The sequence below is a fragment of the Parapedobacter sp. GCM10030251 genome (assembly GCF_042666505.1).
Taxonomy (GTDB): Bacteria; Bacteroidota; Bacteroidia; order Sphingobacteriales; family Sphingobacteriaceae; genus Parapedobacter.
Genome location: NZ_JBHTDN010000001.1, coordinates 535110 through 558806, shown reverse-complemented (window position 1 = coordinate 558806; position 23697 = coordinate 535110). Strand labels below are relative to the sequence as shown.

General features: G+C 47.8%; 21 protein-coding genes and 1 tRNA gene. 7 read left to right on the top strand and 15 right to left on the bottom strand.

The features are described 5' to 3' along the window. Position 1 precedes the first annotated feature (1 nt). On the bottom strand, positions 2–1669 hold the full coding sequence (locus ACFQRK_RS02330; protein ID WP_379003225.1) for a sensor histidine kinase: 1668 nt from the start codon (positions 1667–1669) through the stop codon (positions 2–4). After that, positions 1666–3579, bottom strand: coding sequence for a prolyl oligopeptidase family serine peptidase (locus ACFQRK_RS02325; protein WP_379003223.1), 1914 nt, complete (start codon positions 3577–3579; stop codon positions 1666–1668). Before ACFQRK_RS02325 ends, ACFQRK_RS02330 begins: the two co-directional genes overlap by 4 nt. Before the next feature lie 134 nt (positions 3580–3713). Here ACFQRK_RS02325 and ACFQRK_RS02320 point away from each other — a divergent pair, with 134 nt between their 5' ends. Then, positions 3714–4013 carry a DUF4286 family protein gene (locus tag ACFQRK_RS02320; RefSeq protein ID WP_379003220.1) on the top strand — a complete coding sequence of 100 codons (300 nt, stop codon included), beginning with the start codon at positions 3714–3716 and terminating at the stop codon, positions 4011–4013. Between the two features lie 5 nt (positions 4014–4018). Next, the gene (rfbC, locus tag ACFQRK_RS02315) at positions 4019–4567 is read left to right on the top strand and encodes a dTDP-4-dehydrorhamnose 3,5-epimerase (protein ID WP_379003218.1); all 549 of its coding nucleotides are present in this window, start codon (positions 4019–4021) and stop codon (positions 4565–4567) included. A 14-nt stretch (positions 4568–4581) separates the two neighbouring features. Here the strand turns inward: rfbC and ACFQRK_RS02310 are convergent, their stop codons facing one another. Together ACFQRK_RS02310 and ACFQRK_RS02305 are read right to left on the bottom strand one after the other, a co-directional pair. Further along, positions 4582–4986, bottom strand: a complete 405-nt coding sequence (locus ACFQRK_RS02310; protein WP_379003215.1) for a DUF983 domain-containing protein — start codon at positions 4984–4986, stop codon at positions 4582–4584. Positions 4987–4993: 7 nt separating this feature from the next. Beyond that, the gene (locus ACFQRK_RS02305) at positions 4994–5272 is read right to left on the bottom strand and encodes a hypothetical protein (protein WP_379003213.1); all 279 of its coding nucleotides are present in this window, start codon (positions 5270–5272) and stop codon (positions 4994–4996) included. A gap of 161 nt (positions 5273–5433) precedes the next feature. Here ACFQRK_RS02305 and ACFQRK_RS02300 point away from each other — a divergent pair, with 161 nt between their 5' ends. Further along, on the top strand, positions 5434–5637 hold the full coding sequence (locus ACFQRK_RS02300) for a PIN domain-containing protein (RefSeq protein WP_379003211.1): 204 nt from the start codon (positions 5434–5436) through the stop codon (positions 5635–5637). 132 nt (positions 5638–5769) lie between these two features. Here the strand turns inward: ACFQRK_RS02300 and ACFQRK_RS02295 are convergent, their stop codons facing one another. The 8 genes from ACFQRK_RS02295 to ACFQRK_RS02260 form a co-directional block, all read right to left on the bottom strand. Continuing rightward, the gene (locus tag ACFQRK_RS02295; RefSeq protein ID WP_379003209.1) at positions 5770–6837 is read right to left on the bottom strand and encodes a DUF5017 domain-containing protein; all 1068 of its coding nucleotides are present in this window, start codon (positions 6835–6837) and stop codon (positions 5770–5772) included. A 24-nt stretch (positions 6838–6861) separates the two neighbouring features. After that, complete coding sequence (locus tag ACFQRK_RS02290) at positions 6862–8700, bottom strand: RagB/SusD family nutrient uptake outer membrane protein (RefSeq protein WP_379003208.1); 1839 nt, start codon at positions 8698–8700, stop codon at positions 6862–6864. Between the two features lie 17 nt (positions 8701–8717). Next, entirely contained in the window at positions 8718–11888 is a 3171-nt protein-coding gene (locus tag ACFQRK_RS02285) for a SusC/RagA family TonB-linked outer membrane protein (RefSeq protein ID WP_379003206.1), read from the bottom strand. Positions 11889–12188: 300 nt separating this feature from the next. Continuing rightward, the gene (locus tag ACFQRK_RS02280) at positions 12189–12884 is read right to left on the bottom strand and encodes an RluA family pseudouridine synthase (RefSeq protein ID WP_379003204.1); all 696 of its coding nucleotides are present in this window, start codon (positions 12882–12884) and stop codon (positions 12189–12191) included. Positions 12885–12918: 34 nt separating this feature from the next. After that, positions 12919–14373 carry a bifunctional 2-methylcitrate dehydratase/aconitate hydratase gene (locus tag ACFQRK_RS02275; RefSeq protein ID WP_379003202.1) on the bottom strand — a complete coding sequence of 485 codons (1455 nt, stop codon included), beginning with the start codon at positions 14371–14373 and terminating at the stop codon, positions 12919–12921. A gap of 83 nt (positions 14374–14456) precedes the next feature. Continuing rightward, complete coding sequence (gene prpC, locus ACFQRK_RS02270) at positions 14457–15614, bottom strand: 2-methylcitrate synthase (protein ID WP_379003199.1); 1158 nt, start codon at positions 15612–15614, stop codon at positions 14457–14459. 68 nt (positions 15615–15682) lie between these two features. Continuing rightward, on the bottom strand, positions 15683–16585 hold the full coding sequence (gene prpB / locus ACFQRK_RS02265; RefSeq protein ID WP_379003197.1) for a methylisocitrate lyase: 903 nt from the start codon (positions 16583–16585) through the stop codon (positions 15683–15685). Next, positions 16582–17406 (bottom strand): universal stress protein, encoded by an 825-nt coding sequence (locus ACFQRK_RS02260; protein WP_379003195.1) that lies wholly within the window; start codon positions 17404–17406, stop codon positions 16582–16584. The genes prpB and ACFQRK_RS02260 overlap by 4 nt, the downstream gene beginning before the upstream one ends. Before the next feature lie 223 nt (positions 17407–17629). Between ACFQRK_RS02260 and panB the strand changes: the two genes are divergently transcribed. Beyond that, complete coding sequence (panB, locus tag ACFQRK_RS02255; protein WP_379003193.1) at positions 17630–18445, top strand: 3-methyl-2-oxobutanoate hydroxymethyltransferase; 816 nt, start codon at positions 17630–17632, stop codon at positions 18443–18445. A gap of 106 nt (positions 18446–18551) precedes the next feature. Next, positions 18552–19625, top strand: a complete 1074-nt coding sequence (locus ACFQRK_RS02250; RefSeq protein WP_379003191.1) for a mechanosensitive ion channel family protein — start codon at positions 18552–18554, stop codon at positions 19623–19625. On the opposite strand, the gene obgE is transcribed toward ACFQRK_RS02250, so the two are convergent. The 3 genes from obgE to ACFQRK_RS02235 form a co-directional block, all read right to left on the bottom strand. Next, complete coding sequence (gene obgE, locus ACFQRK_RS02245; RefSeq protein ID WP_379003189.1) at positions 19615–20613, bottom strand: GTPase ObgE; 999 nt, start codon at positions 20611–20613, stop codon at positions 19615–19617. The two genes, ACFQRK_RS02250 and obgE, sit on opposite strands and share 11 nt — an antisense overlap. A 56-nt stretch (positions 20614–20669) precedes the next feature. Further along, entirely contained in the window at positions 20670–21245 is a 576-nt protein-coding gene (locus ACFQRK_RS02240) for an adenylate kinase (protein ID WP_379003186.1), read from the bottom strand. A 63-nt stretch (positions 21246–21308) separates the two neighbouring features. Continuing rightward, positions 21309–21382 (bottom strand) — tRNA-Arg (locus ACFQRK_RS02235). A gap of 157 nt (positions 21383–21539) precedes the next feature. Here ACFQRK_RS02235 and ACFQRK_RS02230 point away from each other — a divergent pair. Both ACFQRK_RS02230 and ACFQRK_RS02225 read left to right on the top strand, forming a co-directional pair. Then, positions 21540–22367, top strand: a complete 828-nt coding sequence (locus ACFQRK_RS02230; RefSeq protein WP_379003184.1) for an alpha/beta fold hydrolase — start codon at positions 21540–21542, stop codon at positions 22365–22367. A gap of 137 nt (positions 22368–22504) precedes the next feature. Continuing rightward, positions 22505–23605: an MBL fold metallo-hydrolase gene (locus ACFQRK_RS02225; protein ID WP_379003182.1), complete on the top strand. Its 1101-nt coding sequence runs from the start codon at positions 22505–22507 to the stop codon at positions 23603–23605. The last annotated feature ends 92 nt before the right edge of the window (positions 23606–23697 follow it).

Sequence of the window (23697 nt, the reverse complement as noted above, 5' to 3'; positions counted from 1 at the left end):
GTTAATCTAATGGAAATACGATGGTAAATATCGTTCCCTTATCCAACTCGCTCTCTACGGAGATGTCCCCGCCCATAAAGTTAACCAGCTCCTTACAAAAAGCCAATCCAAGTCCCACGCTACCCTGCTGGTTATATTGATTCTGCACGCGATAAAACTTTTTAAAAATATGCATTAATTCTTTTTTTGCAATACCAATGCCTTTATCCGCAAACCGCATAATTATTTGCTTTTTGGTTTGTTTAATGGTTATATCCAATACCTTGTTATCTCGTTTGGAGTATTTATATGCGTTATCAATCAAATTCTGGAATATACTGCCCAACAGAACCGGATCAATATACAAGGTTCTTCTTACGTCCACTTCACAATGGAGGATTAAATCTCCGTATTTAAATTGGGAAGCGGCCAACACTTTGTCACAAAATTCGTGCAAATCGACTTCCTCCCGCTTTATTTTTATCGATTTATTTTCAATTTGCGTAAATGATAGCAGGGTGTTCATCAGGTTGTTAAGCTTATCAGCTTCTTCATCCAAAATCTTCCCATATTGCATACGCTCTTTTTCCGACAACTGTTTGCCACTCCGGATATTGTTACCGGCAATTTTGATTACGCTTACAGGGGTTTTGAATTCGTGGGTTAAATTATTGATAAAATCGTACTGTAATTTAAACATCCGCTCATTCACGTAGAGGTTGCGATAGGTGAGATAGGCGATGACAGCCAGAAGGAGGTAAATAGCGACCACACCGGCCATTACAGGCAGAAACCTCCGGTTGATTTCAGATTGCAGGAATGCACGGCTGGAACTGAAATAAATCTTATAATCGGCCAGCGCCCCGGGCAGCGGGGTCTCTGTGGTAAATAGTTCCGTATCCGTCTCGATCGATTCATAGACCAACGGTTGAATTTGAATGCGTTGATACAGTTCAGGTATGTTATTGGTCAGCGAAAGTTTATTGGGGTCAATAAAAAACGTAAGAATATCCTGTTCGTAAACGGCCTCATGTGCGACCTTGCCATACATCAGTTCCTTATACGTTTTCAGATCGTCTCTCCGCGGAATGTTCATATAGGAAATTTTTCCCGGCGTAACGGCATAAAACACCTTGAAAATATCCTCATCCTGAATTGCCTTAGCGGTGTCTACCCGTTCAATAAATGCTGCAAACTTGACAGCCATATTATTAAAATCATCGGACAACGAAAGCGGTAGATGTCCATTTTTCGGCACGGCTGGCCAGGCATCGCCGGTTTCCCTTTCTGGACTAAACTGATACACGCCTTTGGGATAAACAACCAAGTTATTTGCCAACAAACCATATTTTATGTGCTCATTGTTGCTCAGTGACACATCGTAAAAGACAATGCGTTCGACAAATGGGTAGGCACGGAACACGCTATCGGCGTATGTAGCCACACCGGCGGAATCCAAATATCCTTGATAAAACGATATTTCCGGAATCCGGTTATGGAAAAAATCGTTAAACGTACCAAGGTTATGTTCCAACACCTCGACCTTCCGGGACGCAAATTCATTTTCCACATAGGTAACCGTGAGATCGCGGGCGAGGAAAGCAGCTAATACGAAGGATGCAATCACTACTACAATAAAAGCGCTAACCAACAAGTAGTTTACGCGGTATGTATTGCGCCGGTGGGTCATTTCAAATATTTATCGAAAAATTCGCCCAGTTCTTTATAAAACAGGATACGATTTTCTTCGTTACGGAAATACCGCCCTTCCTCCTCCTTCAATATATACGTGATGGGGATTTTTCGCTTTTTTAGCTTTTGTACAAATTGGTTAGTCTCGTTCACGGTGCTCCAGCTGTCTCTTCCACCCTGCGCAATAAACACGGGAATGGTTATCTGATCGGAATGAAAAACCGGCGACATCGATTTGATCAGTTCCGGTTCGGTCTCCGGATTGCCGACGGTCTCGTAATACATCTGCAAATACGGTTTGAAATAAGGTGGCACTTCCTTCAGATACGTAAACAGATTGATGAATCCGGAATAGGATGCAGCGCATGCATACAGATCGGAATGGAAGCAGGCACCATGCAATGCAGAATACCCCCCGAAGCCTGCACCATAAATGCCAATGCGGGTCGAGTCGACCCGTCCTTCGTGAATTAACCAACGCACACCATCGGTGATGTCGTCTTGTATTTTGCCGCCCCACTCTTTGGATCCAGCTGACCAAAACTCTTTCCCGTATCCCGTGGAACCCCGGTAGTTAACCTGGAACACTGCATAGCCTCGGCTGGCGAAAAATTGCACTTCGGGATTAAAACCCCATCGATCGCGATCGCTTGGGCCGCTATGGGGATACACAATTACCGGAGGTTTCTTACCGCTTGCTTTGGGTGGCATGGTTAGGTATCCGTGTATCCGACGTCCATCCCGAGCGTGATAGGTAATGGGTTTCATTTCTGCCAATTGGCAATCGTTCAAAGCGGGGTTGTTATCTACCAACTTGGTCAGCTCATCCTGGGGCATGTCATAATAATACACAGCACCGGGGTCCTTGTCGGTATACGAACGCACAATGAACCGGCGCCGGGCCGTATCCCGGTCCAGAATAATCAATTCGTGCCCGTCCAGCTTCTGTGACAACTTATGGTATACGCTTTCTGTTTGCTTATTCAGAAAATGACGTTCTTTTTTCCAGGTGAAATAACTTGCATACGACATTTCGCCGCGATCCGTCGAATATCCTCCGTGGCTCACATCGACGTCGGGATGGCTATAAATCATCCGCACCTCGGCTCCGGTATTCATGTCAATCTCGACAAGCGCTAGTTTATCGCGGCCGATATTAGACAGGGCAAATATGTGGCTTCTGTTTTCGCCCGAAAATCCCAGTGGCATAATCGAATTCCGAAAACTGTTGCTAACCACCGCCCGGAAGGGCTCCTTTTCGCTGTCGCGGTATAACATCGTTTCCTTCAGGCTGTCACTGGCAAGCGCCAATCGCAATTCCCCGTTAAGGTCTGCATACCATTTAATGATATTTCCAGGATTTCTCGCCACCAATTCTTTATGGCAAGCGTCGGTGCGAAGGCGATACACGTCAAACACGGACGAATCCCGCTCATTGAGCGAAATTAAAAATCCATTGTCTATCACTTTGGATGGAGATATCCAACGCAGCTTAACCGTTGATGGCGGCATAAGGTGCCTTACTCCCAGCGTGGCGCGGTTGACAGCAAATACCTGCAAGCTGTCCCTTCGCTTATCCTTGGTAAAAATCAATTCCTCATCATTTGCCCAAAAGCAAGATTGGACACCGAGCTCCGTTTCCGATGTAATCCGTTGGTGGCGGTTTCCGTCGTCCAAATGGATAATAAAAATATTTTTCTGGCCTTCATACACGCCTAGATAGGCGATGTATTTACCGCTGGGTGATATCCGGAAATTGGTTCTTTCAGGTTCGGAAAAGAAATCAGCCACCGGTATAGCACGATCCCTTGCGCTATCGCAGCTAACCAGATGGCCAACGACGCTTACGGTCACTAGCAAAAAAACAACACTGCGTACCATATTAATCAATCCCGCTCCTTTCCTCAAAGGTGGAAAATTTTACGATAAAACCGGTTTATGCAACCTTAATTTTACATGTAAGGCGCGAGAGTTTCGGAATGCACGTCAGGTACATAAAAAAACAATTACTCGCAACGCGCACGATTACGTATCTTCGCGCCATGTATCTATACAACGCCACAATCATCGCCGAAAACGAAATTGGCGAAGCTATCCGCACCTATCTCAGCGGGCAGTTAGCCGATGGAGTCGGAAACAGCGAAGTCCAGCTGTCATTTCTGGAAATGCTGGATTCCCCCCACGAGGGCGTTACCTATTGCATTCAGTTACGTGCCGACAACCGCGATAAAATCGCTGCATTTCAGGAGACCCGCTTAACCGAGATCCGGGCGCAAATAGAAACCACTTATGTCGGAAAAGTACTGTTTTTTGACAGCATTATGAAATATATCAATCTGTAAGTTCCATGAAATTTATACCTACCCCGATACCCGATCTACTCATCATCGAATCACAGGTATGGAAAGATGACCGGGGCTTCTTCATCGAAACCTATAATCAACGGCCGTTCGATGCGGAAGGAATTTCGGCGACTTTTGTACAAGACAATCTTTCCTGCTCTCACCGCGGTGTATTACGTGGTATGCATGCGCAGGCCGGACCGAATGCCCAGGGCAAACTGGTGCGGGTATTACGCGGCCGCGTATTGGATGTCGCGGTCGATATCCGGAAGCACTCGGATACATTCGGACAAAGTTTCTCGCTCATACTGGATGAGCACGAGGCCAAATCCCTGTGGATCCCCCCCGGCTTTCTGCATGGATTTCTCTCACTCGAAGATAATACGTTGTTTGCTTATAAGGTGACCGGCTTTTATGATAAAGCCGGGGAATTGGGTGTCAGGTGGGACGACCCCGACCTGGCTATCGATTGGCCGTTTACACCTAGTGAACTGATCGTTTCCGAAAAAGATCAACAGCTGCCATTCCTCAAAGATATAATCAGTCCATTTTGATCGGGCACTCCCTATCATTCGCCGGGGGAATGATCTTCGTATTTCGGGTCGTATTTCACCTTTGGGGTCAGGTAGTACAGGAGAATGAGCCGGGAGTAACGGAAATTGAAGGGGGCAAAAACAAATATAACCCCTAGCAACACGAACAGGTAGACCCAGGGAGACTCGCTTTTTGTAAATTCGTAGGTAAGTAATCCGGCGACGACAACCTGGGCAACCGAAAGGCCGTAGCTTACGTACATGGCCGCGTAAAAATAGCCGGGCTCAATCTCAAAACGAAACCCGCAATAGGGGCAGATATCATTCATCCGTTGTCGACGGAATCCGTATGTATTGCCCACGAACATCTTTCCGACGCGGCATTTGGGACATTTAGAAGCCAACATTGCCTTTACCTTCGATGTGTGGGTAACCGCCATCAGCAGATCAATTCAATACAATCGGATCGTTATCGACATTTACTGTTTTTTTACCACGGTACTTCTTGTACCACAACACGCCCACTCCCACGGCCGCCAAGTAGGGAATCGCCAATAAAAACAGGATTCCCTTATTCAGTCCTTTTCCTTGGGTATTGCCGTTTTCGGTCGCATTTTCGGCGGTTAGTGTGCACATGGCGCATTGAGCATGCATCCGTTGGGGAACGGAAACCGCCAGAATAACCGCCAATAAGGCTGTTGCCGAAACATGTTTTATCCAACTCATGATACAAAAGTACACAAAAGTTTTTTGGAAACCACAAGCCGGGGTTGTCTAAAAAGGCGGCCCTTTTCATTTCAACATAATGCATGATTTAATGTACATTTGTATAGGAAAGACTAGTATCTTTGTGTGACCAAGCGGATGTTTAAAGATTTGATTGATGCATGATTGTTATTACGGATAGTAATATCATTTTCAGTGCGTTGATATCCCCTAATGGAACAGTGGCGCAAATCTTAAAAGCAAAAAGCAGGTTACAGTTTTTTGCGCCAAGTTATTTATTTGAAGAAGTGAACAGGCACTTAGCTAAAATAGAAGAATTATCCCCACTTAATATACAAAATTTGGACACTCGACACCGCACTTAGAAAAGGGTTAGAGAAAAAAGGTTATAACATCTGTATAACTACAACGGAGATTAAGAAAAGTCTATATAAAAAATAATCCCCGGCCGCTTTTTGACCGGGGAAATTCTTTAAAAAAACTTTTTAGACAGCCCCTTATTCCGTTATCGTAACGGTCACCTCCCGGATCACCTCTTTAGCATCATCAATGGTAGTATTAGAAGCAATAAAATACGCTCGATACGTACCGGCTTGCTTGTAAACATGCCTGTATTCAGTCACCGCATCGTTACGGATGCCTTTGACCGGAAGGGACAAGTCCGGTCCCAAATCAACCTTATCGGTATATAAAGGCCGGCTTATGGCCCAGTGTTCTCGCAGCGGGTCGTTGTAGGGGCTTTCCGGATCATAGGGTACGAACTCAGGCGGTTCCGCACCGGGAAGATATTCCGGACTTTCGGGATCGTATATCGGATTTTCCGGGTCATAAATCGGATTTGCCGGATTATAAATTGGATCGGATGGATCTTTATAAACGTTACCCAGCAAACTCACCCGGGTCGCTGTTATCTGCGAGCGTACAGGCGTGTTTTCAGGATCCTCATCAACGATCGTGAAACCGGCGCGTGCCTGATCGGTAATCAACACATTGGCATCGTTAAACTGCGTGTTACTGGTTAACGTGAAGGTCTGTATCATCCAATTCCGGCTCAATCCGTTTTCTGCCTGCGGTCTTGTCACATACCTGAATCCTATGTATAGAGGTTTACCTGCTTCAATCAGGTCGGAGAGATCTACCGTACCCGATGCTAAAAACGTTGCTGACGTCCCCAGCGCAAACCGGTTCGTGACCTCTGTCCAATTGGCCGCACGCACACTTTCTATGGACTCATAATTTCCATCAAAGTCTGTTGACACCCATATGGAAAGCTGATTTTCCTGTGCTCCGCCCGTTACCCCGCTTGTAAATGCCATGGTCGCTCCCTGATCATCGAGCGCTACGATCCGCCCATCCCTAAACGCATAGTCATTGGCTACTTCGCCGGAGTAAAAAGCGATCACATCCGCGTTACCTGTTAAATTAAAAACCACTTCTTCACCTACTTGATACGAAGCAGCTGCAAGTGCTGCATCAAAGTCGGGCGCGTCACCTACTAACAGTTCTTTGGTGCAGGAAGTGAAAAGCAACACTCCCAGACAGCTTATATATTGCACAATTCTCATACTCTTATATTTTTACTGACATACTTACCAACCGGGGTTCTGTACCATAGCCCGATTGACACTTATTTCGCTATCCGGAATCGGGCTAAGCAAATCCCTTTCCGACACGTTACTGTAATATTGCGCATAGAATGCGCCCGGCACATCTTGCTGTATGGTATTTCCCATATCCTGATGGACTTCCAGAAATAATCCCCAGCGTAGCAAGTCGGCTTTCCGTGACAATTCAAAATTGAATTCCCGCATCCGTTCATCTTGGATGACAGCAAGTAAACTTTCCTTGGTGGCGGTTTGTTCTTCCGTTAAATTGGCATCCTCGGCTTGATAAATAACTGCTTCTGCCATGGCACCGCTGCCGGTTTCCGACTCGAATGTAACCGTTGGTGGAGCCGTATAACGGCCTTCTTGATAATACATCACCCCTGTCGAATCGCGATTGAGCACGAAGCCTATTACTTCGCCCGCCTCGTTAATGACACCCCTAGCGGCCGCGCCGCTACCGTTCTCCGTTCCAAAAACGACCCGTGGGGGTGTTTCGTAACCCGACCCGCCGTTTATCATCCTGAATCCCCTAACCCCTCTCGACCACGATCGCTGCCTTACCTGGTTGATGATATCCACCGCTTCTGCGGTGGGCCCGTTGATAGCGTTCTCTGCTTCCGCGTACATCAACAAAACATCCGTAAAACGCAATAAAGGCACATTCTGAGGCGTTCGATTGCCCGCTTTGGGTAACAACGTTTCGTATTCCCGCCGCCACTTGGCAGGCCGCATTACGTATTTCGCTGCTTCGGTCGAAGGCGGACCCGATAGGTTCTTCTCACCGTTGACCTGGCTATTCACATACGTAAAGTGCGCAATACTGAACCACTTGCGCAGGTCACCGGGTTCAAACACGTTATAAAACTTCGCGGTTATACTCATGTAGGAATCCGCCCGTCCCGTTGCGGAACCATTGGCGGAGCTAGGGCCGTTGATATATCCCTGATTGCCTGTCTCCGTGTACTCATCCGTCAGGTTACCCCAGAACTCTGCTTCCCAGATGCTTTCTTTGATATCATACTGATCACCAGCGAGTTTTTTGAATATATCCGGATAGCTGGGGTTCATCTCGTGCCCGGCCTCCGTATCGTCCATCACCATACGCGCCCAGCGCTTCACCTCTGCATACCGGCTTTCGTCCCGCAACGGATAACCGGCCATTACCAAATTCACCCGTGCCAATATACCGCGTACTGCCGATTTGCTGATCGCTCCACCGAATCCCAGCGAGGATATATTCGGCACGAGAGGTTCTGCGGCCACCATATCGGCCAATATCTGGTCATAGACTTCCCGCACCGTATTCCGCGCAATATTTACATCCACAATCGATGCGGTAGGTTCTGTCTTTATGGGTACCCCACCGTAGTACTGCACCAGGATAAAATAAAAATAGCCCCTGAGAAACAACGCTTCTCCCCGGATCACATCCCGAATCTGCTGATTGATCGCAGGGTTCTTATCGACATTGGCCAATACATTGTTCGCCCGGTTAATGCCGTTGAATAGATTAGACCAAACCCCCGTGTTGTATGGGTCGGCTGTACCATAAAAGTAATTCCACGGCCCGCTCGTTAGTGTTGAACGGTTCATATACCCTTCATCGGCTGTCCAGGCCAACAAATATTGCGTATTGGTTCCGTACAGGGATCCGTTGCCTAATATGTCGTAAATACTTGTCCGGGCAGCTTGTAGTTGTTGCTCGGTCTCATAATAATTGTCCGGATTCAAAAAATCCGTGGGTTCCGTTTTCAGGAAATCCTGGCAGGCACTGAAAGTCGCTAACGCCAGGAATGCCGTGGTAAAATATCTTGTTTTCATTTCCATTGAATTATCATCTAAAACCCTGCTTTCAATCCGAATGTAATCGTACGCGCCTGTGGGTAGGAGGAGAAGTCAAATCCTGGCGACAGCACCGAGTTTAATATGGACACTTCTGGATCCATACCGGAGTACCGGGTCCACGTAATCAGATTCTGGGCCGCAACCGTTAGGGTTAGATTATTCAGGTACGCACCCTTGATCAAACGGGCTGGCAGCGAATAGTCCAGCGACAAGGTTTTCAGGCGCAGGTAAGATCCGTCTTCCACTACCCGAGAAGAATAAAAACCGATGGGCCCCTGGCCACGCGTCCGGTAATTTTCGTTGGTCTGGTTTTCGGGACTCCACCTGTTTATGTACGTCGCAAATTGATTCATCTGCGCGAAACCGTTGCTGTTGCCCTCCATAGCCAGCCGGTTTGCATTGTAAATATGGTTTCCATAAGACCATTGGAAGAACACATTGAGGCTAAACCCTTTGTAACCGAAGTTATTGGCGAAACCACCGATGTGGATTGGCTGCCCCCGACCGATAATGGTCAAGTCATTGTCATCGACGATGCCATCTCCGTTTAGATCGCGGTATTTGATGTCACCCGGCTGTATCGTATTCCGTACCGCGCCATTTGTCGGCACGTCGTTTTTCAGGATGTAAACCCCCGGAGACGGGTTATCAAAATGCTCGTATTGGTAGTTACCTTCCCAGACAAACCCCATCATCATGCCTGCGGGTTGACCGACCTCCGAGATGTACAATGGCTTATTGAATTGTGAAAAATACCTTCCATTGGCATACAACGCTTGCTGGCCTTCGTTCAGGGCCATTACGGTATTCTTGTTGAAGCTGATGTTGAAGCTGCTTGACCAAGTGAAATGCTCGTTTTGGACATTCGTTGAATTCAGCGTGATTTCCAACCCTTCATTGCGTAATTTCCCAATGTTTTTCCGGGCTGATGTGAACCCTGTGGTCGGAGGCAGCGTTGCCTGTATCAGCATATCTTCCGTCGTTCGCCGATATAAATCCAGTTCCAGAGAAAACCGATCATTCAGCAAGCCCAATTCATAGCCCGCATCGATGGTCTTGATATTCTCCCAACGCAGGTCGGGATTGCCAACATTCGAGGGATATACGGCACCTACCGGCGCTGCCCCGTTAAACGAATAGCCGTTTATATTGTAGACCAACTGGGGAAGCCAATCAAAATCCCCTACCCGGTTGTTCCCCGAACTACCATAGCTTGCGCGAATTTTTGACGTCGACACGAAAGGGAGTGCTTCTTCGAAAAAGCGCTCGTTGCTCATATTCCAGCCGATCGCTACACCCGGAAAGTATCCCCAATGATTCCGGAACTTCGACGACCCGTCGGCCCGGAATGTAAACGTTAACAGGTATTTCGACCGGTAGTTGTAATCGAGCCGGGCTGCATATGACAGCATGGCATTGCGGGTTGATAAGGAAACGGGGTTATAAGCCACTCCCTGATCCAATCCGTCCATCCCCAGGTTTTCATTAGGCAGGTACCTGCCTGAGTAGCCTGCTTGTTCGCTGCTTACGCTATTCAGGCTGAAAACGCCCAGCGCCGTCAGGTTGTGATCCTCATTAAAAGTTTTCTGGTAGGTCAACGTATTTTCGTTGGAGAAACTCGTGGTAAAGATATCCAGCGTGGACCCGTTAACGCCATTAAGATTATTGGGATTGTTCGGGCTGCCTTGCGACGTCTTTGAATTAAAAAAGCGATCCAGACGTTCCACGCCATGCCGGATACCCGCAGTCGATTTCAATGTCAGGCCCTCTATGACTTCATAACTGATGTATCCATTGCCGTCCAACAAATTGGTATAGTTATGCTGATATTGGTTTTCAAGGTCAATAAACGGGTTAACCCGAAAATCCGATGTACCTATTGCTGATTCATCCACCGGTTCATCGATCAGGTCGACATCGCTGGACAAGGCAACGACTGGACGATACATCCACGTTCTCATCATAATGGTACTGGTGGCGTTGCTGCTGGCGTATGCGGAATTAATAACCAGTCCATTGGTATGCACACCGGTATAGTTGGCTGTCACCCCCATTCGGATTCTGCTTCCGATATCCTGATCGATCGTTACCCTCCCCGAATATCGATTGTAACCCGTGTTGATGATAGACCCTTTTTGGTCGTACATATTGCCCGAAACCGAATATTTCGTGCTCTCCGTACCGCCCCTTATGGCCAGATTATAAATTTGTACGGCTCCCGTGCGAAAAACCATATCCTGCCAGTCAATGCCTTTCACGTTCCGGTAGTCCTCCAGCGTTTCCCCTTTGGCGAAATATGCTAAGGTCGATGAATGCGTAGGATTAAGTTCTTGTTGGTACTTCAGGTATTCGTAAGGAGACATTAATGGAATCTTCTGGGGCTCCGACTGAAACCCCAACGAACTGCCAGCGGTGATGACCGGCTCACCGATCGCGCCACGCTTCGTCTGGATCAATACCACACCGTTTGCGCCTCTCGATCCGTAGACCGCGGTCGACGACGCATCCTTCAATATGGTCATGGATTCGATATCTTCGATGTTAAGTGTCGAGGGATCAAGCTCTTCGATCGGAAACCCATCGACCACGTATAAAGGGGTCGTACTTTGCGTCAACGATCCCGCACCCCGGATCATGATGTTAATGCCTCCTCCGGGCTGACCATCGCTGCCCGACACCTGTACACCGGCAACGCGACCTGCCAATGCTTCGGCAAAATTCCCCACAGGTGCTTTGGCCATATCTTTAACGTCGACCTGCCCCACGGACCCCGTAAGATCCGTCTTTCTAACAGAACCGTATCCAATGACCACGACCTCTTCCAAACTGGATAAATCTTCTTCCAGCGAGACGTTAACACGGTCGGACGACCCGACCTGCTTTTCAACCGTTTTCATTCCAACGTATGAAAACACCAATACATCTCCGGTTGCCGCTTCAATGCTATAATGCCCCTTTGCATCCGTGGCCGTAGCTTTTCCCGATTCCTTTACCTGAACTTTTACACCTTGCAAAGGAGAATGGTTCTGCATGTTTTCAACAGTGCCTGTGACTGTCCTGCTTTGCTGCGCACGGGCAAGGGGAAACATCCCCAAACTGACAGAAAAAAACAGGGCAACCGGCAAATAGGCTCCCCGCCATCGACTTTTTAGTAACCTTTTCATATAATTTAGTACAAAAGTTAACACACCCGTGCAACCGCGCTGAAACAACCCGGTTTCAGCGGCTATTACAAATAAAAAAATCCCTCTGCGTACAGTACGAAACCGTAGATAGGTTACAATTGGTTGCCCCGTAAATAGGGTCGAAACAATACGATACGCATCCTTGCGATAATACCGTTTGTTTTAGTATCTGACACAAATATAAAAAAATAACGTGTACGTACACGTTATTTCGTATTTTTTTTTTCAAAAAGCCCAAAATAGCTTGCTACCGGTGTTTATTGGCCGCCGAAAAATAGGTTAAGCGTTACTGAACACTTCAAATCGGTCCCAAAATCCGTCTTTTGGTGTTCCGGCGAATAACTCAAGAGGCTCTTTCCGAATGGGATGAACGAATGATAGTTTTCTGGCGTGCAAGCAGATGGATCGTCTGAGGCTTCCTCTGGGATAACCGTATTTATGATCACCGACAATGGGACACCCCATAGAGGCCAATTGTGCACGGATTTGGTGAGTCCGGCCAGTCAGTGGATAGACTTCCAACAAATAGTACCCGTCTAACTCGCCCAGTAATTTGTAATCCAACTCGGCATATACACGCCCGTCGGCCGCTGTCTTATGTACTTTGGTAATGTTCTGCGTACGATCCCTGGAAAGCCAATGAACCAACTTTCCTTCCGGCTCCTCCGGCGGCTGCCGCACGACGGCCCAATAGGTTTTACGGATTTCACGATCCTTAAACAATTGTTGCATCCGCTCCAACCCCTTGCTCGTCTTGGCGAAAAGGATCAGTCCGCTGACTGGGCGGTCTAGTCGGTGTACCACTCCCACAAAAGCACCGTTGGGCTTCTCGTATTTTCTTGTTAAATACTTGTTTACCATATCCTCCAAAGGCTCATCACCTCCGGGATCCGCTTGTACTAGGTACCCTGCACGCTTATTCACGGCAAGCAAATGGTTATCTTCGTAGATGACATCGTTGTCGGTAATAGGCATAATATGTATCTCACTTGTGGAGCAAAGATAAAAATTATGGGGTTACCATCAAATCCACAAATTCATTAACCGGCATCCGGGATAACGTTTCTCGGTCCAATGAAGCGTCCAGGATCTGTTTTTGTTGCTTGAAAGAAAATATACGGGCAAGATTCGTTTTATATTTTTCAATCAACACAGGCATGCCCTCAGCACGCCGGCGTTTGTGGCCTATCGGGTACTCGACGATCTCTTCTGCCAATACCGTTCCGTCACTAAGCGTCACGGTAAGTGCATTGGCGATGGAGCGTTTTTCGGGATCGTGATAATCTTTCGTAAATTGATCATCCTCCTGTGTCTCCATTTTTTCGCGTAACCTATCGATGCGGGGGTCGGCAGCTATGTTGTCTTCATAATCAGCCGCCGTAAGCCTGCCGTAAAGCAACGGCACAGCCACCATGTACTGAATGCAATGATCGCGATCCGCAGGGTTATGCAAAGGCCCTTTTTTGTCAATAATACGGATAGCGGCCTCGTGGGTTCGAATACGAATATGCTGGATATCGTCGGCCGTCCGTCCCAGGTCCGTTAATTTGCGATACAAGGTCATTGCAGCCTCCACCGCCGTCTGCGCGTGGAACTCGGCGGGAAAAGAGATTTTGAAAAGCACATTTTCCATGACATAAGCGCCGTATTCCCGTTGAAACCGAAACGGCTGCCCTTTGAAGAGCACATCGTAAAATCCCCAATTCTTGGCCGTAAGAACCGATGGATAGCCCATTTCACCTGTTTTTGCTATCAAAGCGAGCCTCACCGCTCGTGAAGTAGCATCCCCCGCGGCCCATGATTTTCGGCTTCCCGTATTAGGTGCATGCCGGTATGTGCGGAGTGCATGACCATCAACGAACGCATGCGATACGGCATTGATCAATTCATCGCGGCTGAGTCCCATCAGCTTGCCAACGGTTGCTACTGATGCCAGCTTTACCAAAAGTACATGGTCAAGGCCTACCCGATTAAATGAGTTTTCGAGTGCCATCACCCCCTGTATTTCGTGTGCGCGAATCATAGCATCGAGCACATCTTTCATGGTCAGCGGGTCTTTGCCATTGGCAACAGCCGTGCGTGAAAGCCAATCGGCTGTGGCCAATATGCCGCCCAAATTGTCCGAGGGGTGCCCCCATTCCGCCGCAAGCCATGTATCGTTGAAATCCAACCACCGGATCATGGTGCCAATGTTAAATGCTGCCTGTACCGGATCCAGTTGATAGGATGTGCCAGGTACCTTGGCTCCGTAAGGCACCGTAGTGCCACTCACAATGGGGCCAAGCATTTTCGTGCAGGCCGGATACGTTAGGGCTTCAAAACCACAACCGAGTGTGTCCAACAAGCAGTAATGTGCTGTTTGAAATGCTGCTTCGCTAGTGATCCGGTAATCGATTATGTAGTCAACAATGTCGGTGATAACCTGATCTGTTTCTGGACGTACGTTTGAAATGTGGGATGACATATTTTTTTAGACTTCTTAATTAGTGGAAAATGGAAAACTTGAGTCAAATGGAAAGTGGAAACAAGGTGGCAATTGTAAACGATTCAACTTCGACTACCTAGTGGCACAAACGATCGCTGTTCGGGCCCGATATAGTTTGCGCTGGGCCTGATAATTTTACCATCTTGACGCTGCTCAATAACGTGGGCGCTCCAGCCGGTTACCCTTGCGATGACAAAAAGCGGCGTAAAGAACGCGGTTGGTATACCCATCAGGTGGTAAGAAACCGCCGAAAACCAGTCCAGATTGGGAAACATTCTTTTCTCCTCCCAAAGCAGTGTTTCCAATTGCTCGGCAATGTCAAACAACCCCATGTCGCCCGATTCCTCAGATAATTGCTTGGCAACACGTTTGATAATCACGTTTCTGGGGTCAGAAAGCGTATACACCGGATGCCCGAATCCGATGATTACTTCCTTGCGTTCCAGTCGCTGCTTAATATCGGCTACAGCTTCCTGTGCATTTCCATAACGGCTTTGGATTTCGTAAGCTACTTCGTTCGCACCGCCATGTTTAGGCCCTCTGAGTGCTCCAATGCTCCCTGTAATGCATGCGTACATGTCCGATCCTGTACCGGCAATGACCCTTCCCGCAAAGGTTGAAGCGTTAAATTCATGCTCAGCATAAAGGTTTAGCGATATGGCCATTGATTTAGCCCATGACGCAGAGGGTTCCCGTCCGTGCAACAGATGAAGAAAATGTGCGCCGATCGATTCGTCATCGGTTTCCACTTCAATCCGTCTTCCGTGATGTGCAAAATGGTACCAATACAGTAAAGCAGAAGCATAAGACGCCAAAAGTTTATCGGCAATATCGCGCGCGCCCACCGGATTGTGGTCGTCCTTTTCAGGATAAATGGTTCCTAGTACCGATGTATAGGTGCGTAGCACATCCATGGGATGCGCTGCAGCACGGATTTGCTCCAACACGTTCTTGGCAATTTGTGGTAATCCACGAAGGGCTTTCAACTTTTGTTGATAGGCCTGAAGCTGCACGCGATTGGGCAACCGTTCGTGGATCAGCAGATGCGCCACCTCCTCGAAGGAGGCGCCCTCGGCTAAATCCAGGATATCATATCCTCTATAGTGCAAGTCATTACCGCTTCTTCCTACGGAGCACAACGCGGTATTGCCGGCAGCAACACCGGATAGTGCCACTGATTTCTTGGGCTTACCCACGGTTTGTTGATTGCTATCGCTCATAATGTGTAGTTTTATCCGTTATTAGCAGCTGGGAATCGGCTGAGCCGGATTTCTGATTCCAACATCGCCTATTTCCCATACAACTCATCTAATTTTTGTTCAAACGCATGGTAATTGATACTTTCATACAATTCCGAACGTGTCTGCATGGTATCCAGCACATTCTTTTGCGTGCCATCGTTCCGGATATGTGTGTAAACGTTGAGCGCCGCCTTGTTAGCCGCTCGAAAGGCCGATAAGGGGTAGAGCACCATCGCAACCCCAACCGCCGACAACTCCGTCACCGTCCACAAAGGTGTCATTCCGAATTCAGTAATATTGGCCAACACCGGGAGACCTGTTGCATCGGCGAATGCGCGATACTGAGCTAATTCGCTCACGGCCTCGGCAAAAATAAAATCAGCGCCGGCCTCTGCATATGCCGCAGCCCTTTCGAGCGTTAGTTCCAGCCCTTCGCTCGCCAAGGCATCGGTCCGCGCACCGATTAAAAATTGCGCATCCGTACGAGCATCCACCGCGGCTTTCAGCCGGTCTGTCATTTCGGTTTTGCTCACGAGTTCCTTATTGGGGCGATGCCCACATCGTTTTGCGCCCGCCTGGTCTTCCATGTGCAACGCTGCAGCGCCGGCCTTGATCAGGCTTTTCACGGTGCGAGCTACGTTGAATGCCGACGGACCGAATCCGGTATCTACGTCTACCAACAAGGGTGTATCGCAGACATTGGTTATACGTTCAACATCAATGAGCACGTCCTGCAATGTAGTAATTCCCAAATCGGGCAAGCCCAGTGATCCCGCCGCGACGCCACCGCCAGAAAGGTAGATCGCACCAAAGCCTGCCTGCGTGGCTAACAAGGCGTGATTGCCATTGAGTGTGCCTACAACCTGTAGTGGCTGTTCAACCTTCATGGCAGCACGCCAACGCGTCCCCGGTGAAGATAAGCTATTGGAGAAAGATTCCGGGCGCATCATGTTTTAATAAACAAAGAGGGTATGGTTGGGTAATTTGCGATCGCTTTTGTAAGACTGGGCTCGAATATTTTCTGAAAAAAAGACTTGTGTGGCCTTGCAAACATAAGTAAATCCAACCCCTCTGTTTGTGCGATCTGTGTAACCGCATTAATGTTTGCTTTTTCCACGGGAATCGCGTGGTAAGAAACGCCCCAGTCCGGATAGGCCTCCGCCACCTTACGTTGCCAATGTGCCAACTCTTTCTCAGGCGCTTTCTCGTCTTTCTTGAAAAAATGCACCATAGCCAAATGCGGTCTGAGGGTAATGGCTTGTTGAAAAGCAAACAGCGCATCCAGCTCGTCGTCGTCATAGGCAGTGAAGAAACCTACTCGCTGAAAAGCAAAATCGGGCGTATCGATGGGCACCACCAATACCGGTACGGGCGACTTCTTGATCACTTCATACGTGGTGCTGCCTAAAATGCTTTCAGTTATGTTGGTGGCTCCTTTTGTACCCATAACTACCAAGGAATTCTCTCCTTTCTTGAGCTTATCCATCACCACTTCAATCATAAACCCCTTGACACATTCGCCTTCGATATCAACGTCGGGAAATTGCTTAGTTAGCGTCCCAACAAGATCTTTCATCGCCTCACCGGATTCGGTCTCCGCCCACTTAATTTGTTTCACGCTATTGCCTTCCTCACCGTAGCCTGCGTAAAGCGCGATATATACGTGAAGCAATTGCACTTTCTGCCCTGCCGCATCAGCCAACGCACAGGCATACTCAGCAGCTACGAAAGCATTTTCCGAAAAATCAGTAGGAACCAAGATTGTTTTCATATCGCTATTATGGATTATCGTGGGTAAGTTACGAATTCCCCGGTTAATATACGACTCGATTGCCCGCTTTCTTTTGAAGCTACTAAACGCCACCGTTAACACCGTCACCCGAAACCTGTCGCTGTTAATGCGTTCCGGTCGGATCGCTGCGCGCCGCGACGGCGAACTTTATGTAAAAATCTTACCATGCTTATTATATTCTTTTTTTTCTTACGTTTGCCTTATGTCAGTAAACAAAGAGATCAAACGTATCACTACCCACACCATCCAAACGATGAAGGATAATGGCGAAAAGATAGCCGTATTGACGGGCTATGACTATTCGATGGCAAAGGTGTTGGATGATGCAGGAATTGATATTATATTGGTCGGCGATTCTGCCGCCAATGTGATGGCCGGCTATGAGACAACCGTGCCGATCACATTGGAGGAAATGATGTTTCACGCTTCGTCGGTGGTTCGCGCCGCTAAACGCGCTTTAGTTATTGTCGATTTACCCTTTGGCACTTATCAAGGCGAAAGCAGCGATGCATTAAAAGCCGCTGTTCGTGTCATGAAAGAGACCGGCGCCCACGGTCTCAAAGTAGAAGGCGGAGTCGAAATTCACGAAACGGTGCGGCGCATTGTCAATGCAGGTATCCCTGTAATGGGCCATCTGGGCCTTACTCCCCAGTCCATATACAAATTCGGAACGTATACGGTCCGGGCAAAAGACGAAGCTGAAGCTAACAAATTAAAAACGGATGCCAAATACCTGGAAGACGCCGGATGCTTCGCTGTGGTATTGGAAAAGATTCCTTCGAAACTGGCGGCAGAAGTAACAGCAAGCCTACGCATCCCCACCATCGGTATCGGTGCCGGCGTAGCTTGCGACGGACAGGTATTGGTCGTACACGACATGTTAGGACTAAATAAAGGATTTAAACCTAAATTTCTCAGGCAGTACCTTAATTTATATGAAGAGATAAACGAGGCTGTCGGCCGATACATCCGCGATGTGAAAGGATCCGATTTCCCCAATGAAACTGAACAGTACTAACGCATCTAACGCTATCTGATTCCATTTTTCTCCAACAATTTCCAAGTTGGGATTGTTACCCTCACACAAACTTCCGCCCTCTCCGGCGCGGATAAAACGAGGAAATATGGAGACTGTCATTTTTGAAAACACCTTGCGATCGTACCTGATTGTGCTGGGCGTTGTCGCGCTTGGTATCCTCGCGGTCAAATGGTTTAAGCGCTTTCTGTTGAGCGGGCTTACGCGGATCGTTAAAAAGTCCGATACAACCTTTGACGACTTTCTGTTACAGGGAATCAGTCATGCGATCCTTCCCCTTTTGTACTTCGGTGTATGTTATTTTGCGCTCAATAGTCTCACGTTACCCGACTGGCTTCATCGGGCATTGGACATCGCTGGCATGTTTCTGTGGACGTTCTTGGTGACGCGACTTGTCATTTTCTCGATCCATTATTTCCTGGGAAATTACCTGAAGCGGAGAGGTAGGGGCGATTCCGGCATCCAGCAAATGAAGGGTATTGTAATGATTTTGTCTGCATTGTTATGGATTATTGCCATTCTCTTTTTCATCAGTAACCTGGGTTACAACGTGGCTACACTGCTTACGGGATTAGGGATCGGGGGCATTGCCATTGCGTTAGCGACACAGAATATCATTGCTGATTTGTTTAATTACTTTGTACTTTTCTTCGACCGTCCTTTTGAGGTCGGTGATTTCGTTGTGGTGGAGGATAAAAGTGGCACGATTGAATCCATTGGTGTGAAAACCACCAGAATCCGGGCACTGACGGGCGAGCAATTGGTTTTTTCGAATACGGACCTGACTAATTCACGCCTGCATAATTTTAAGCGAATGCAAAGGAGACGTATTGTTTTCACGCTAGGCGTCACGTATGATATACCGAAGGAAAAATTAGTCAAAATCCCGCAGATCATCCGCGAAGCGATCACCACACAATCGGATACGCTGTTTGACCGCGCGCATTTCCTGGCATACGGCGATTTCAGTTTGATTTTTGAAGTAGTGTATTTTGTGTTAACGGACGACTTTAATAAGTATATGGACATCAATCAGTCGATGAACCTTCACATCTTCGAGGCGTTTCAGGCAGAGGGAATTGAATTTGCTTACCCAACACAAAGCTTAATTGTACGGAATCCGTCCACGGCAAACGAACCGGATACTGGCGTCAACCATTAATCGCCTGCCAGATTTGATCCTTTAGTTGTTGAATATTTTTATTTGAAACGGAGGAAATAAACACGTAGGGAATTTCATCGGGAATTTCCTTTTTCATCTCCTGCTGGAGTTCATCGTCTAGCAAGTCTGATTTGGTAATGGCTAAAATGCGGGGCTTATCTTTCAATTCAGGATTGAATGCGATCAATTCGTTCAAGAGTATCCGATATTCTTCCTTGATGGTGCGGTTGGTATCGGCCGGAACCATAAACAATAATACGGCATTGCGTTCTATGTGGCGTAGAAATCGATGCCCCAATCCTTTTCCTTCAGACGCGCCTTCAATAATGCCTGGGATATCCGCCATGACAAACGACCGGTTGTCGCGGTAGGAAACGATGCCCAGATTTGGCACCAGCGTAGTAAAAGGATAATCGGCAATCTCGGGCTTAGCCGCAGATAGGACAGATAATAAGGTAGATTTCCCCGCGTTGGGAAACCCGACCAAGCCAACATCAGCCAGTACCTTCAGTTCTAGGACAATCCATTCCTCTCTCCCCGGCTCACCCGGCTGCGCAAAACGTGGGGTTTGCTGGGTTGGGGTTTTAAAATGCCAATTGCCAAGTCCGCCCCGCCCGCCCGGCGTCAATACTTTGGTTTCACCGTCTTCGGTTAAATCAAAAAGCACCTCATTGGTGTCTGCATAGCGCGCCACGGTACCTAAAGGTACTTCCAACACTTCGTCCTTTCCGTTGGCACCATGTTTCAGCGCACTACCGCCCGGCTGGCCATCCTCTGCAATAATATGCTTTCGGTATTTCAGGTGCAGCAAGGTCCAGAGCTGCGCATTGCCTTTTAACAGGATATGCCCGCCGCGGCCGCCGTCGCCACCGTCAGGGCCACCTTTTGCCGTGAATTTATCGCGATGCAAATGCGCCGAACCTGCGCCTCCGCGTCCGGATCGGCAGCATACCTTTACATAATCGACAAAATTTGATCCTTGGGCCACTTCGTCAGCGTTCGAATATCAGCTTTCGGCCATTAACCGTCGGCTACCAACAAATTTCAATTCTTCAAACGATCTACAATATCCGTGATTTCACCAAAAATGGCATCAATGTTACCAATGCCGTTGACTTTGGCTAGTTTGCCTTGATTTTCATAGTAAGGCAGCACATGGATCGTTTTGCTAAAATATTCTTCAATGCGTTTTTTCAATTTCTCACTGTCATCGTCCGCACGATTGCTTACGGCCTTCCGTTTGGCAATCCTCGCGGTCAATTCCTCCTCCGTTACATCCAATGCGATGACACCCGCTATAGCGGTTCCCTTGGATTCCAGAAAACGATCCAGGGCCTCTGCTTGAGCTACGGTCCGTGGAAAACCATCGAAAATAAACCCTTTCGCTTCGGGATTTTTAACAATCTCCTCCTCCAACATCGCGATGGTGATCGAATCGGGCACCAATTCACCGTCGGCAATCAGTTTGCTTACCCGCTGCCCCAACTCCGTTTGGTTGCTGATGTGCGCGCGGAAAAGATCGCCCGTGGAGATGTGCACCAATTGATAGCGCTCGATAAGCTTCTGCGATTGGGTGCCCTTCCCTGCTCCCGGAGGGCCAAATAACACAAGGTTTAGCATAATATACGCGTGAAAAATAATAGCCTAACCAACGTTATGATTAGGCTATGAAAGTGAAACATGTGCGCTTGAAGGGAGTCGAACCCCTAACCTCCTGATCCGTAGTCAGGTGCTCTATCCAGTTAAGCTACAAGCGCATTCCCGAATCGGTTTGCAAAGATAGAAATCTGAATGATATCAACGAAATATTTTTAGAAAAAATAGACCCTGTCCAATCCGAAGTTGGATTAGTTCCTTGATTTTATTACTTTTAAAGTTCAAACATATCCTTCTTTTTATTTGTTACGTCCCTATATGGAATATAAAAAAAACCTGATCAAGCGAAAAAGAATCCGCCTTGGCGACATTAGCATAAGCTATTTATTAAAGGAAGCACTGGATGCAGAACACACCGTCGTATTCCTACATGGTTTTCCGTTCAACAAAAACATGTGGATCCCGCAATTGGATTCGCTGCCATCTCAGGTGACAGGCATCGCGGTGGATGTCCGGGGGCATGGGAACAGTACAGTAGGTCATGGTTTTTTCAGCGTGGATGTATTCGCCAAGGACCTATTGGCATTTCTCAGAAAATTGTCGGTAAAAAAATCCATCCTTTGTGGCGTATCCATGGGCGGTTACATTGCGTTACGCGCTTACCAGATCCAACCGGAGGCATTTTCGGGATTAATCTTAAGCGATACGCACTCGCTGGCTGATGACAATGCAGCGAAGTTGAAGCGCTTTGACAGCATCCAATCCGTACTCAAAAATGGAAGGCGGCCCTTTTCCATCGGCTTTGTAAACAACGTCTTTTCCCAAAAAAGTCTTTTGGAAAACAGGGATGCCGTCGACCTCATCAAGAGCAGTATCCGCAGAAACACCGAAAGCAGTATTTGCGCTACGCTGCTTGCATTGGCCTCCCGCACGGATACTACCGATAGTCTGAAAGACATAACCGTTCCAGTACTGGTTATCCGCGGGGCGGAAGATAAGATTACCACCAAAGAGCAAGCCGATATCCTGGTATCGGAAATACCTGATTCCGTATATGTGGAGATGACCGAATGCGGCCATCTTCCGAATCTCGAGAATCCCGCGTCATTCAACCGCGAGATAACCGCGTTTTTAACCCGTATTTAGTATAGGTCCTGCCGGCCAAACATTCGCCATGCAGTCAGCCGATTGTAAAAATCACTCGGTAAATTGCATTATTGGACCAAGCCCAATTAATTTGTTTGGATTTCGGCTCGAATAGCATGAAAAAAATCATCAAACGAATGCTTCTATACTTTTTTGTAATCTGTGCGGTTCTGGTAGTTGCCGTACTTATTTTCCTTCAACAACCCCAATTCGGCAAAGCACCTGCCGGGCAGCGGTTAGAGCGAATCAAAAGCTCGCCGAATTACAAAAAGGGAAGCTTCCAAAATTTGGAAAATACGCCCGATCTAGCCGAAGGCGCCAACATGATTTCGGTTATCTGGAGTTTCTTATTCAACAAGACCCCAAGACAGGTTCCCGTTGATACCCTTCCGCATGTGCAAACAGACATCCATGCCTTGGATTCCCGGATCGACGCGTTGATTTGGTTTGGCCATTCTTCCTATTTCCTTCAAATAGATGGCAAAAGGTTGCTGGTGGACCCTGTATTCAATGGAAATGCATCGCCGGTGTCATTCACAACGAAAAGTTTTCCAGGAACGACAAACTATCATTCCGAAGACATGCCTAAAATCGACTACCTGATTATTACGCACGACCATTGGGATCATCTTGACTACGCTACAGTCAAAAAGCTCCAACCCAAAGTGGCTCAGGTCATCTGCCCATTGGGTGTGGGCGCCCACCTCGAATACTGGGGGTATGCACCATCAAAGATCATCGAACTTGATTGGCACGAAACCGCTGATTTGACAGATGGGTTTGCCATACATGCTACCCCGGGCCGCCATTTTTCGGGTCGGGGTTTTAAGCGAAACGGCACACTGTGGGCCTCCTTTGTGTTAAATGCCCCATCGCAGCGCATTTTCATCGGTGGCGACAGTGGTTATGGAAAGCATTTTGCCGAGATTGGCAAACAATACGGGCCTTTTGACCTGGCATTCCTGGAAGATGGACAATATAATCCGGCATGGATTTATATACATATGCTTCCGGAACAGGTGCTGCAAGCCGCGCAAGATTTAAATGCGCAGTCGGTTTTTCCGGTCCACAATTCGAAATTTTCGCTCGCCATGCACGCCTGGGATGAGCCCCTGGCGCGCGTCACCGAAGCCAACAGAAACGTAGGCCTCCCCCTCTTAACCCCAAAAATCGGTCAATTGGTATTATTGAACGATTCTGCCCAGGTATTCAATCATTGGTGGGAAGACGTTCGTTAGGGACAGTATACACGTCCACTGAAAAGAAATCGCTTTGTAACCGCTTTCTACTAACTTCTGCGGAAAACAGTCCCATTCATTAACTGCAAATG